Source organism: Roseateles sp. P5_E11 (assembly GCF_054049355.1).
This window is the reverse complement of record NZ_JBFUMO010000132.1, coordinates 1-12215: the sequence shown is the minus strand read 5'-3', so window position 1 is coordinate 12215 and position 12215 is coordinate 1. Positions and strand designations below refer to the sequence as shown.

14 protein-coding genes are annotated in these 12215 nt (G+C 68.8%); 7 read left to right on the top strand and 7 right to left on the bottom strand.

Annotated features, from left to right (window positions below; all coding sequences use genetic code 11):
* The coding region (locus ACXJKR_RS12300) for a hypothetical protein (RefSeq protein ID WP_457323075.1) at positions 1–1650 on the top strand (1650 nt) is incomplete at its 5' end.
* Here ACXJKR_RS12300 and ACXJKR_RS12295 read toward each other — a convergent pair.
* Positions 1647–2438 (bottom strand): SDR family NAD(P)-dependent oxidoreductase, encoded by a 792-nt coding sequence (locus tag ACXJKR_RS12295; protein WP_457323074.1) that lies wholly within the window; start codon positions 2436–2438, stop codon positions 1647–1649. The genes ACXJKR_RS12300 and ACXJKR_RS12295 overlap by 4 nt on opposite strands.
* Positions 2439–2625: 187 nt before the next feature.
* Here ACXJKR_RS12295 and ACXJKR_RS12290 point away from each other — a divergent pair, with 187 nt between their 5' ends.
* A complete protein-coding gene (locus ACXJKR_RS12290; RefSeq protein ID WP_457323073.1) occupies positions 2626–3630 on the top strand; it encodes a sigma-70 family RNA polymerase sigma factor in 1005 nt (334 codons plus the stop codon).
* Here the strand turns inward: ACXJKR_RS12290 and ACXJKR_RS12285 are convergent.
* The 4 genes from ACXJKR_RS12285 to ACXJKR_RS12270 form a co-directional block, all read right to left on the bottom strand.
* Complete coding sequence (locus ACXJKR_RS12285; RefSeq protein WP_457323072.1) at positions 3623–4669, bottom strand: hypothetical protein; 1047 nt, start codon at positions 4667–4669, stop codon at positions 3623–3625. The two genes, ACXJKR_RS12290 and ACXJKR_RS12285, sit on opposite strands and share 8 nt — an antisense overlap.
* Positions 4669–5985, bottom strand: coding sequence for a Xaa-Pro dipeptidase (gene pepQ / locus ACXJKR_RS12280; RefSeq protein WP_457323071.1), 1317 nt, complete (start codon positions 5983–5985; stop codon positions 4669–4671). The genes ACXJKR_RS12285 and pepQ overlap by 1 nt, the downstream gene beginning before the upstream one ends.
* A gap of 10 nt (positions 5986–5995) precedes the next feature.
* Complete coding sequence (locus tag ACXJKR_RS12275; RefSeq protein ID WP_457323070.1) at positions 5996–6220, bottom strand: DUF1161 domain-containing protein; 225 nt, start codon at positions 6218–6220, stop codon at positions 5996–5998.
* A 73-nt stretch (positions 6221–6293) separates the two neighbouring features.
* A complete protein-coding gene (locus tag ACXJKR_RS12270) occupies positions 6294–6863 on the bottom strand; it encodes a 5-formyltetrahydrofolate cyclo-ligase (protein ID WP_056192418.1) in 570 nt (189 codons plus the stop codon).
* A gap of 99 nt (positions 6864–6962) precedes the next feature.
* Between ACXJKR_RS12270 and ACXJKR_RS12265 the strand changes: the two genes are divergently transcribed.
* A complete protein-coding gene (locus tag ACXJKR_RS12265; RefSeq protein WP_457323069.1) occupies positions 6963–8090 on the top strand; it encodes a sterol desaturase family protein in 1128 nt (375 codons plus the stop codon).
* A gap of 6 nt (positions 8091–8096) precedes the next feature.
* Entirely contained in the window at positions 8097–8537 is a 441-nt protein-coding gene (locus ACXJKR_RS12260; RefSeq protein ID WP_457323068.1) for a TfoX/Sxy family protein, read from the top strand.
* On the opposite strand, the gene ACXJKR_RS12255 is transcribed toward ACXJKR_RS12260, so the two are convergent.
* On the bottom strand, positions 8487–8783 hold the full coding sequence (locus tag ACXJKR_RS12255) for a DUF2917 domain-containing protein (RefSeq protein ID WP_457323067.1): 297 nt from the start codon (positions 8781–8783) through the stop codon (positions 8487–8489). The two genes, ACXJKR_RS12260 and ACXJKR_RS12255, sit on opposite strands and share 51 nt — an antisense overlap.
* 90 nt (positions 8784–8873) lie before the next feature.
* Between ACXJKR_RS12255 and ACXJKR_RS12250 the strand changes: the two genes are divergently transcribed.
* Genes ACXJKR_RS12250 through ACXJKR_RS12240 form a run of 3 tightly spaced genes read left to right on the top strand, consistent with a single transcriptional unit; the run spans position 8874 to position 11041 of the window.
* A complete protein-coding gene (locus ACXJKR_RS12250) occupies positions 8874–9830 on the top strand; it encodes a LysR substrate-binding domain-containing protein (protein WP_457323066.1) in 957 nt (318 codons plus the stop codon).
* Positions 9831–9870: 40 nt separating this feature from the next.
* Positions 9871–10404, top strand: coding sequence for a DUF4199 domain-containing protein (locus tag ACXJKR_RS12245; RefSeq protein WP_457323065.1), 534 nt, complete (start codon positions 9871–9873; stop codon positions 10402–10404).
* A gap of 10 nt (positions 10405–10414) precedes the next feature.
* Positions 10415–11041 carry a LysE family translocator gene (locus ACXJKR_RS12240; RefSeq protein ID WP_457323064.1) on the top strand — a complete coding sequence of 209 codons (627 nt, stop codon included), beginning with the start codon at positions 10415–10417 and terminating at the stop codon, positions 11039–11041.
* Here the strand turns inward: ACXJKR_RS12240 and ACXJKR_RS12235 are convergent.
* Positions 11038–12215: cation:proton antiporter domain-containing protein (locus ACXJKR_RS12235; protein ID WP_457323063.1), on the bottom strand; the 1178-nt coding region annotated here is incomplete at its 5' end. The two genes, ACXJKR_RS12240 and ACXJKR_RS12235, sit on opposite strands and share 4 nt — an antisense overlap.

Here is a 12215-nt window from a genome sequence, read left to right as displayed (position 1 = left end):
CCGCCACCCAGCTGGGGCGGCAGCGACGGCAAGGCGACGATCAACTTCGTGCTCTTCGACCCGAGCAGTGGCACACGCGGCCAGCCCAGCCGAACGATCTACGCGGGCGTGTCGGTCATCGGCCGGCCCAGCCTTTGGGTGAGTCGCGATGCCGGCACGAGCTGGCTGCCTATCCCCGGTGCCCCGACGCAGTACCGCCCGATGCGCGCCGCGCTCGCGAGTGACGGCAAGCTCTACATCGCCTATGCCAGCGACCCCGGCCCGCACCGTATGAAAGACGGCGCGGTCTGGCGCTACGACATCCCCAAGCAGGCTTGGGCCGACATCACGCCCGAGCGCCCCAGCGCCGCCCTCCCCTTCGGTTATGCCACCGTCGCCGTCGATGCCGCGACCCCGCAGCGCCTGCTCGCCAGCACGGTCGGCCGCGGCGGGGGCGACCAGCTCTTTCGCAGCACCGATGGCGGCGCGACGTGGAAGCCGCCGTTCCTCGCTGCGAAGTTCGACGCCGCCGCCGCGCCTTACGTTGCCGACACGCCGGTGCACTGGATGTACGACGTCAAGATCAACCCCGCCAACCCCGACCATGCCCTCTTCACCACCGGCTATGGCGGCTGGGAAACGCTGGACCTGACCCAGGCCGACAACGCCAAGCCCACGCATTGGCAGGTCATGAGCACCGGCATCGAGGAGACCGTGGCCCTGGCGCTGCACAGCCCGACCCAGGGCGTCCCGCTCGTCACGGCCATCGGTGACTACTCGGGCTTCGTCCATGCCGACCTCGACGTGCCCGCACCCGGCAACCCCAAGCCGCCCTTCTTCGGCAACACGCACGACGTGACCGGCGCCGAGCTGGCGCCCGAGGTCATCGTGCGCATCGGCCATGCACGCATCGGCAAAAACCTGGGCTATTCGCTGGACGGCGGCAAGACCTGGCGTGAGCCGGCCGCCGTGCCCGACCCCAAGTCCGGCGACGGCTTCATCGCCGTGTCTGCGGATGGCAAGGCCTGGGTCTGGACACCGAAGGGTGGGCAGCCCCATGTCAGCCACGACCGCGGCGACACGTGGACCGCGGCGCAGGGCCTGCCCGCCGGCACCCGTGTCGTTGCCGACCGCGTGAACCCGCGCCGCTTCCACGCAATGGCGCTGTTCGACGACAAGCTGTACGCGAGTGACGACGGCGGCAAGACCTTCAGCGCCCGGCCGCTGGCCCTGCCCGACGGTGCCGTCGAACGCCCCGCGCCGCGCAACCACGACGGCGGCGACCGCGGCGACCACCGCGGCGGCCAGGACAGGCTCTACGCCACGCCCGGCCGCGAGGGCGACCTGTGGCTCGCGGCCTACCACGGCCTGTACCGCGCCGGTGATGGCAAAGGCTTCAAGCGGCAGCCCGCCGTCACGCAGATCCACGCCTTCGGCTTTGGCCGCGCGTCGCCAGGCTCAGCCGAGCCGGCCCTCTACCTCGTCGGTGTCGTCTCCGGCCAATACGGCATCTTCCGGTCGGCCGACAGTGCAGCGAGCTGGCGGCGCATCAACGACGACGCGCACCAGTGGGGCCTGATCCTGCAGATCAGCGGCGACCCCAAGGTGTTTGGCCGCGTGTACGTCGGCACGCATGGCCGCGGCGTGCAGTACGGAGATCCAAATCCCTAATCAGAGGCGCCGCCCATCGTCAGATTGACGGTCGTGCCCGTCATGCCGCTTGCCTTGTCGGAGGCCAGGAACACGGCCATCTGCGCCACTTCCTCGAGCCTCATGACGCGTTTCGGGTGGCTCCAATTGGCGAGGAAGGCCTGGAACTGCTCCCACGTCATGCCCATTCGCGCGGCCTTGAGCTCGAAGGCTTCCTTCATCACCTGGGTCTCGGGCATGCCATGCGGGCGCAGGCCGACGACGCGGATGCCATGCGGCGCCAGTTCGGTGGACAGGTCCCGCGTCAGCGCCTCCTTGGCGGCTTGCGCGGCACCATAGCCGCCGTTCAGCGCCGTGCCGGTGCGCCCCGGCAGCGCAGTGACGGTCATGATGACGCCTGACTTGGCCGCTACCATGCGCCGCGCCGCAAGCCGCGCCGTCAGAAAGTAAGACCTGGCGTAGTCGACGACCGGGGCGGAGAACTGCGCCAGGCCCAGTTCCACCAGCGGCACGCCCAGGGCCATCACGTTCGAGAACCCCGCGGCGTTGAACGAGATGTCCAGGTGCCCTGCCTGTTCGACCACCGCCTGCAAATGCCGGTCAATAGCTTGCTCGTCAAGCGCGTCCACCTCCGCAGCATGGGCGGACCCGCCCGCCGACTCGATCTGGCCAGCCAGGGCTTGCACGCCGCCAAGCTGGCGGCCCGTCACAAAGACCTCGGCACCCTCCTTCGCGAACGCACGCGCAACGGCCCCACCGATGGCGCCAGCGGCGCCATAGATCACCGCTACCTTGTTCTTCAACAGCATGTCGCTTCCTTTCAGCATGGATGGCCAGCCGCAACTCAACGGCTGGCGACGGGGGATCCCGTCACTGCTGTAGACACCACGACATCAGCAAACTGGGCGGCGCTCGGGGACCGCCCAGTTCCGGCGCCCGCCGGTGTCTACAGGGATGAAGACAATCAATCCACGAAGCGAGGCACCGATGGACAGGGTGAATCCGGACTTGATCGACAAGGCGCGGGCCGGCGACGGCGACGCCTTCCGCGAGGCGCTCGCGCCCTACCGGCGCGAGCTGCAACTGCATTGCTACCGAATGCTCGGCAATTTCCAGGACGCCGAGGACGCGCTGCAGGACACGCTGCTGGCGGCCTGGCAGGGCCTGGATGGCTTCGAAGGCCGCGCGTCGCTGCGCACCTGGCTCTACCAGATCGCAACGAACCGCTGCCTGAACCTGCGCCGCACCGCCAGCCGGCGGCCGACCAAGGCCTGGGACGTGCCCAACATCGAACCGCCCGAGCCGACCCGGCTCGGCGAGGTGGTGTGGCTGGAGCCCTATCCCGACGAGCTGCTGGACGGCGTCATCGACGTGGCGCCCGGCCCGCACACCGTCTACGAGCGCAGCGAATCCATCTCGCTGGCCTTCGTCACCGCCCTGCAGCTGCTGCCGCCGCGACAGCTGGCCGTGCTGATCCTGCGCGATGTGCTCGGCTTCAGCGCCAACGAGGTGGCCAACATGCTGGATGCGACGCTGGAGTCGGTGACCAGCGCGCTGAAGCGGGCCCGCGCCGGCCTGCAGCGCCGCCAGCCGACGGGCCGCGCCGCACCTCCTGTGATCGGCTCGCCAGCGGAGACGGCCATCACCGCGAAGTTCACCCAGGCCTACGAGACCGGCAACCTCGACGCCTTGGTGGCCCTGCTGACCGACGACGTGTTTGTCTCCATGCCGCCGATGCCGCTGGAGTACGAAGGCCTGGACGCCGCCACGCGCTTCTTCGCCAGCATCTACGGCGCCGGCCGGCGCTTCACGCTGCTGCCGACGCGGGCCAATGGCCAGCCGGCCTTCGGTGCCTACGTCCTCGCGCCCAACGGCATCCGCCATGGCGCCGGCCTGTTCGTGATGACGCTGGCGGGCGAGCGCATCTGTGCACTGACGCGCTTCGAGAGCAGCGTGCTGCCGTGGTTCGACCTGCCGCGGTCGCTGCCGCCGGTCACTTAGGTCGTGGTGGGGCGAGCCGCCGCAGCGACGACTTCAGCAGCCGGTCGCTGGCATCGTAGAGGCTGACCAGTTCCAGCTGCACCGGGCCGGTCGGCGTCCTGATCTCATGCAGATGGCGCCGCAACCGCCGGCCCGACTCGAAACGCGTGTCGTCGCTGGCCGGCCCCAGGCGCTGCGCGACCTCGGCAGGCGTCAGGCCGGGCGCGAGCGTCAGCGCCTCCTGTGCCCATCCGCTCTTGAGCGCCTGCAGTTCCGCCTCGGGCGGCGAAGGCGGATCGTCCATGGCCTCGAAGACGACGCGCGTGTCGTCCGGCCAGCTGGCGTCGCCCATCGGCAGGCGGAACATGCGCTCACGCAGCGAGTAGCCCCAGTCGTAGTCGGGCCCGCCGTCGTCGCGCAGGCCGTGCAGCAGGCGTGCGCTGAGGGTCAGGCGACGCTCGCCGTGCACCAGCGTCACGGCAAAGATGGGCCGGTCGGCGAAATTGCTCGGGCTCCAGTCGCGGTCCCAGCAATCGTCGAAGGCGAAGGAGAACAGGCCGCCAAAGAAATCGGTACCTCGTGCGACGCCGCTACCGAAGGCAACGCGGCATTGCAGCCGCAGGTCACCCAACCGTCGCTCGCCCTCGGGCACGCCGGGCGTGCGGATGTCGGGCCGCCAGGTCACACGGCCATCGGCCAGACGGCTGCGCACCTCGGTGCGCTCATCGAGCGCGTGCCACGTCGGGTCGACGACGAAACGGTCCTCGGCATCCAGCACCACCGGCTGGCGGCCACCGCGCGTCATCAGGCCCAGTTCGAGCGCTTGCGTCGTCTCGGCCTGAGTGCGCGCATAGACCTTGAACTTCAGCGCCGCGGCCGGCGCGAGGGCATGGTGTTTGTCGAACAACGACTCGGCCTTGAAGAGCTGGCCCAGCGTCTTCCTCTCGCGCGCCGTGGCAGCTTCGCCCTGCACCTCGACGCGGCCGAGCTGGGCCTCGGGCGGTGGCGCGCTGGCGGGCAGCGCGAGCGCGCCGGCCAGCAGCACCATCGAGAGGTTCATCACACCAACGCGAATGCGTCCCGCGTCAGGTTCTCGGGCGCCTCGCCGGCCGTGCGGCAGGCCACGTCATCCTCGATGCGGATGCCGCCGTAGCGCGCCAGCCGGTCAACGCAGTCCCAGTCCACCTGCGCCGCCTGCGGCGATGCGCGCAGCTGGCGCAACAGCGTCGGGATGAAGTACAGCCCCGGCTCGATGGTGACCACCATGCCCGCCTGAATCGGCCGCGTCAGCCGCAAGTAGCGGTGGCCTTCGGGCTTGTCGGCCACGCCGCCGTCCTCGTTGGCCATGAAGCCGCCGACGTCGTGCACCTGCAGGCCCAGCAGATGGCCGATGCCGTGCGGGAAGAAGGGCTTGGTGACGCCTTCGGCCACCATCGCCTCATCGCTCATGTTGACGATGCCGGCCTCGCGCAGCACGCGGGCGATGCGGCGGTGCGTGCTGAGGTGGATGTCGCGGTAGTCGACGCCCTCGCGCACCTCGTCGACCAGGCCGAGCTGCTCACGCTCCATGGCCGCGATCAGCGCCGCGAACTCGCCGTGGCCGGGCGCCGCCCAGGTGCGGGTGATGTCGCTGGCATAGCCGTTGACCTGGGCGCCGGCGTCGATGAGGAAGCTGCGCGACTCAGCCGGCGGGCTTTCATCCTGGTACTGGTAGTGCAGCACCGCGGCGTGCTCGTTGAGGCCGACGATGTTGGTGTAGGGCAGGTCGCGGTCGGTGTGGCCGGTGGCGACGAGATAGGCGCGGTGGATGCCGGCCTCGCTCTCGCCACGCAGGAAGGCGGCGCGGGCGGCGCTGTGGCCGGGCACGGCGCGGCGCTGGGCGGCGCGCATCTGTTCCAGCTCATAAGGGCTCTTCACGCCGCGGGCCCAGTGCAGCAGGTTCAGCAGGGTCTCGGGGTTGTTGGGCGTGATGCCGGACAGCGCGGCATCGGCCTCACCGATGATGGCCGTGCGCGGCGTGACGCAGTCAGCCAGCGCGGTGGCGGCCTCTTCGGGCTCGCGAATGACGACCAGCTCGACCGCATCCACCCACTCGCCGCTCGGCGCGCTGGGCGGCACATGCCAGTAGTCGTCGGGCTGGTAGTAGACGACGCGCAGCTTCCTGCCCGGGCGCACGGCCAGCCAGGAATGCGGGTGGTTGGTCAGCGGCAGCCAGTGCTTGAAATGTGGGTTGGCCTGGAAGAGATAGGGCCGGTCGTCGAGGAAGGCRTATTTCTCGATGCCGGAAGCGATCAGCAGCGTGTCGAAGCCGGTGCGCTCAAGTGCCGATTCGGCGTGCTGCTTAAGCGCGGCGAGGTGGTCTAGATAGAGGCTCATGCCCTGGCCCTCACTTGCGCACGTAGGTCAACTTCTTCGCGCCGCCGTCACAGCTGCCGATGACCTTGGCCTCTCCGACCTTGTCGCTGTCGACGACGGCGATCTCATAGCCCTTGACGCCCTTCTCATCGAGCTTGGCGGCGATCTCGGCCTTGAGTTCGTCGCAGGGCTTGGCGGCGGCAAAGGCAGCGGCGCAGCCCAGGGACAGGGCGACGGTCAGCAGGAGGGTACGCATGGCGGGCTTGGGCAGGGGTTGCGAGGCAGCCATTCTGCGGCAGAGCACCCCGGCAATCGAGATGCCCGCTGCCTCAGCCGTCCTTGTCCCAGACCACCCCCTCCTCCGTCAACATTGCATCCAACGCCACATCCAGCTGACTCGGCTTCAACAACGGCAAAAAGCCATGCGCATAGCCGATCCCAACAGCCGCCGGCCTGGGATCCATCTCCGCCAGCGTCTTGTCCATGAAGCCACCGCCATAGCCCAGCCGCAGGCCGGCAGGTCCGAAGCCCAGGCAGGGCACCAGCATCAGCTGGGGCTTGAACTCCTCGGTGTCCTTGGGCTTGGGGATGTGGAAGGCGTCTTCCTCCATCGGGCAGCCGGGGTACCAGACATGAAAGCGCAGCGTGCCGTGCACCTTGTCCACCACCGGCAGGCCGATGCGGCGATGGGGGTGGTTCTCACCCCATCGGTAAAGGGTGGGCAGGGGGTCGAACTCACCCTTGATGGGCCAGTAGGCACCGATGGTGGTCTCGCGCCGGCGCAGCAGCCAGACGCTCAGCACCTCCTGCAGCTCGGCGGCCAGGTCCAGGCGGTTGGGCAGGGCCAGCCGTTGTTCGATCAGCTTGTGCCGGATGGCGGCGCGGTCGTTGGCGTCCAAGAGCGTGGCTTTCTTCCGGACCTGTGAATCTGGCCATTGTGGGCCAAGCGCCGACCTCGCTAGAGTCCCGACCCAACGGAAACGCAGGGAGAACCACCAGTGCTGAACAAGCTCAACCAGCTCAGCGAATCAAGCGGGGCGCTCAAGCCGGGCCGCGGCATGATCAGCGGCGTCATCGCGCTCACGCTGGCCATCCTGTGCTTCCTCGGCGTGCTGGCCTTCCACTTCCCCGAATACCTGACGACGCCGCAGTTGCGCCAGTCCTACGACGTCGACGTGATCCGGCGCCTGCTGTACTGGGCCTTGGTGCTGTCCGGCGGGCTGGCGCTGTTCAACATCGTGTTCAGCCGCATGCGCTGGCTGGCGCTGTGGACCTTCGTGCTGCTGGGCCTGGCATTGGCGCTGGGCGGGCACAAGGTCGAGGTGGACCCGAACTTCCCCGACCACACGCCCTATGTCGGCCTGGACTGGTTCATCCTCGACCTGCTGGGCTCGACGCTGATTTTCGTCTTCATCGAGAAGCTGTTCGCGCTGCGCCGTGACCAGCCGGTGTTCCGCCCCGAGTGGCAGACGGATTTCCACCACTTCATCGTCAACCACCTGGCCGTGGGCTTCGTGATGCTGGCCACCAATCTCCTGGTGCACAAKTTCTTCGGCTGGGCGGCCAAGGACGGCATCCAGGGCTGGGTGCAGGGCCTGCCCTTCCCCGTCGCCCTCTTCCTCATCGTCCTGGTGGCCGACCTGGTGCAGTACTGGACGCACCGGGCCTATCACGAGGTGCCGACGCTGTGGCGCCTGCACGCGGTGCACCACAGCGTGAAGAGCATGGACTGGCTGGCCGGCTCGCGCCAACACATCCTGGAGCTCATCATCACGCGCACCCTGGTGCTGGCACCCATCTTCGTGCTGGGCTTCAGCAAGGAAGTCATCGACGCCTACATCGTCGTCGTCGGCTTCCAGGCGGTGTTCAACCACGCCAACGTCAGCGTGCGCCTGGGGCCGCTGCGCTACCTCATCGTGACGCCCAACTTCCACCACTGGCACCACTCGCAGGACCAGGAGGCGCTGGACAAGAACTACGCGGCTCACTTCGCCTTTCTTGACCACCTGTTCGGCACCGCCGTGCAGTCGGATCGCAAATGGCCGGAGCACTACGGCGTGCTGGGTGACTATGTGCCCGACGGCTTCCTGCGCCAGCTGCACTTCCCGTTCACCTGGAAGGGCTGATCACGCATGGACGCCTTCATTGAGCTCTGCGTCGAGCTGCTGCAGCCCCTCGGCCCGGTGCGGCCGCGCCGCATGTTCGGCGGCCACGGCATCTATGTGGACGGSTTGTTCATGGCCCTGGTCATCGACAACCAGCTCTATCTGAAGACCGATGACGTGTCGCGCGAGCGTTTCGTCGCGGCCGGCTGCSAGCCCTTCAGCTACGGGACCAAGAACGGCGAGCGTCAGGTGATGAGCTACTACCAGCCGCCCGAGGAGACGCTGGAATCACCTGCGCTGATGCTGCCCTGGGCGCGGCTGGCGCTCGAGGCGGCTTTGCGTGCCGCCAACGCCAAGGCCGCGAAGCCCGTGGCCAGGAAGAAATCAGCGGTTGGTGCAAAGCCCGCGGCCAAGAAATCAGCCGCCAAAAAACCGGCGACCAAGAAAACCACGGCTCGCCGAGGCTGACACCGGCGGCACCAGCAGCTCGAAGTCGGCGGCGGGCCAGCCTTCCAGCACCGCCGTCTGGCCCGGCGCCAGCGCCACGGCCTCGCCAGCCTCCAGCCACTTGTCTTCGGCCGGCTCGTCGGGGGTGYCCGACAGTGTCAGCCAGACGCGGCCACGGGCCACCGCCAGGCGGCGAGACTCGGCGCCACCGGCCAAGGTCATGGCCCGGCCACCGTCCAAATGCCAAACAGATTGCGCGTCGCTCATGATGAGACTCCTGGGTTGATGTCAGGGATTCTGCTTATTTCACCCAAGGCGGTCCAATGACTCCGCGGCGCCGATTGATACCATTCACGCATGAATCAGCCGAAGCAACCAGTCCGCCAAAGACCCCTGTCCATCGGTCCGCTGCGCGCCTTCGAGGCCGTCGCCCGCCTGCTGTCCTTCCGCGCGGCGGCCGAGGAACTGAGCCTGACTCAGTCCGCCATCAGCCGGCAGATCCAGTCGCTGGAGGAGGAGATCGGCTGCGTGCTCTTCCTGCGCGGCACGCGCAAGGTGGAGCTGTCCAGCGACGGTGCTGTGCTGCTGCCCACCGCCGTGGCCGTGCTCTCAAGGCTGGACCAGACCGTGCGCCAGATCCGCCGCTCGCGCGGCCGGCGCGTCGTCAACGTCAGCACCTTTGCGTCCTTCGCATCGCTGTGGCTGATCCCGCGCATGGAGGCCTTCCAGCGTGAGCATGCCGACATCGACATCCGCGTGTCGGCCTATGACCGCAAGGTCGACCTGGAGGACGGCGAAAGCGACCTGGCGCTGCGCTATGACGACCGCCCCTCGGTGCCGGCGGACGCCGAGCAGCTCTTCGAGGAACTGCTGTCGCCCTGCGTCAGCCCCTGGTATCTGCAGAACCCACCGGCGCCGCTGAAGCGCGCCGCCGACCTCGCCGGCCATGCGCTGGCCGAAGAAGACGACGCCCGCCCCAGCGCCGAGTTCCTGAGCTGGCGTCGCTGGCTGACCGAGATGGGGGAGCACGACCTGCAGCCGCGCCGCTGGCTGTACCTGAACTTCACCTACCAGCAGGTGCAGGCCGCGCTGACCGGTCAGGGTGTGGCGCTGGCCCGCCTGCCCCTGGTGCACGAACATCTGACGCGCGGCGAGCTCGTCGAGCCCTTCGGCAAGGCCGGGCGGCTGGGCTGCCCGTTCAGCTACTGGATGATGCTGGGCCCGAACGCGGCGCGCCGGCCCGAGGTGCAGCAGTTTGCGGACTGGGTGCGCGAGCAGGCTGCCATCACGCGGGCACAGGTGGCGGGGGTCTGACCTGTTGCGCTGCCGGCCGGGCCGGTCTGAACATCGGCCCATGCTGAAAACCATCCTGTCCTTCGGCGTCGCCGCCGGCTTGGCTGCAGGCGTGCCGCTGTTCGCCCTGCTCATCCTGAACCGCGGGGCGCCGCCGGCTCACGGCATGGTCATCGGCTACACGCTGATGCTGATCGCGCTGAGCCTGATCTTCGTCGCCATCAAGCGCCGCCGTGACGACGAACTTGGCGGCGTCATCCGTTTCTGGCCCGCCTTCGCGCTGGGCCTGGCCATCAGCCTCGTCGCAGGCGTCGTCTATGCGGCCGCCTGGGAGGTGACGCTGGCCGTCACCAAGATGGACTTCGGCACCGAGTGGGCCAAGATGTATCTCGCGCAGAACAAGGCCAAGGGCCTGCCCGAGGCCGAGCTGGCCAAGCTCGCCGCCGAGATGGACGAGTTCAAGCGCAACTACGCCAACCCGCTGTTCCGCTTCCCGATGACCATGGCCGAGATCGTGCCGGTCGGCCTGCTGGTGTCACTGATCTCGGCGGCCTTGCTGCGCAACCCGCGCTTCATGGCTTCGAAGCGGATCTGAGGAGACACCCATGCTGCCCACCGGCGCCGCCCTCTACGCCTTCCTGATCGCCACCCTGGTGCTCGCGCTGACACCAGGCCCCGGCGTCGTCTTCATCGTCGCGCGCACGCTGGCGCAGGGGCGCACGGCAGGCCTTGCGTCGGTCGCCGGCGTCGCCCTCGGCAATTTGACGAATGCGGTCGGCGCGTCCATCGGCCTGGCGGCGCTGTTCGCAGCGTCGTCGCTGGCCTTCACCGCTGTGCGCTGGGCCGGCGCGGCCTATCTCGTCTACCTTGGCATCCAGGCCCTGCGCCACCCGGCCGCAGTGGCTGACGGCACGCCGCCTGCACCCGCCGAGCCACGCAAGCTCTTCCGCGACGGCTTCTTCGTCGCGCTGCTCAACCCCAAGACGACGCTGTTCTTCGCCGCCTTCATCCCGCAGTTCCTGCACCCTGAGGGCTCGCAGGCCGCGCAAGCCTTGACGCTGAGCATCCTCTTCGTCGCGGTCGCCGCGGTGACGGACAGCGGCTATGCGCTGCTGGCCGGCTGGATGAAGCCGCTGCTGCGCGGCGCCAGCGGCCGCGGGCGCTATGTGTCGGCGCTGGTGTACTTCGCCCTGGGCCTGTATGCGGCCTTTGGCGGCAAGCAGAAAGCCTAGGCGGCCACGACCCGAGCGAGCGCCTGTGCCAGCGCCTGCTGCGAACGCAGCACATGGTTGACGCCGGCATCTTCCAGCCACCGCGCCTCTTCCGGCGTTTGGGCGACGACGGCACAGCGCAGCCCGGGATTGAGCTGGCGCGCCGTGGCCAGCATGGCCGGCACGACCCGCACATCAGTCACGGCCACTACCAGCCAATCCGCCTGGGCAATGTGGGCCTGCACCAGCGTCATGGCCTCGCTGGCGTCGCCAAGCACGGCCGCATGGCCGGCGGCACGCAGCTTCTCGACGACCTCGCGATCGCGGTCGATGACAACCAGCGGGCGGCTGCCCAGCTCGTCATGCAGGGCCGTGCCCAGCGACCCGTGGCCGACCAGCACCACCTGGCCCGCCAGCGCGCTCTCGGGCGTGTCGGCCGGCAGCTCGGCCAGCGGGTCGTCGCGTGCCTCCAGCTTGCACGCCCAGGCCGAACGCTTCAGCACCCAGCGGCGCAGCGGCTCCACGCCCGAGAACAGCAGCGGGTTCAGCGCGATGGACACGATGGCACCCGCGACGACGAGGCTGGTCGCCTCGGGGGGAATCAGGTTGAGGCTCTGCCCCAGCCCCATCAGAATGAAGCTGAATTCACCGATCTGCGCCAGGCTGACCGCCACCGTCAGCGCGGTCGACAGCGGATAGCGCAGCAGCAGCACCAGCGCGCCGGCGGCGAACGTCTTGCCGACCAGGATGACGGCCACCGTCGCCAGCACCGCCAACGGCTGCTCGACGAGGATGCGCGGGTCGAACAGCATGCCCACCGCAACGAAGAACAGCACGGCGAAGGCGTCGCGCAGCGGCAGGCTCTCGTGGGCCGCGCGCTCGCTGAACGCCGATTCGCGCAGCACCAGGCCGGCGAAGAAGGCGCCGAGCGCCACGCTGACACCGAACAGCGCCGCCGCCCCCACCGCCAGGCCGATGGCGGCGGCCACGGTGGCCAACGTGAACAGCTCGCGCGAGCCGGTGCGGTTGACCTGCCACAGCAGCCACGGCAGCAGGCGCCGGCCAACGATGAGCATGACGGCGACAAAGGCCGCCACGGCGAGCAAGGTTGTCAGGATGGTGACGGCCAGGTTGCCGCCGCCATCGCCCTTGCCGCTGAGTACCGGCATCAACACGAGGGCCAGCACCATGGCCC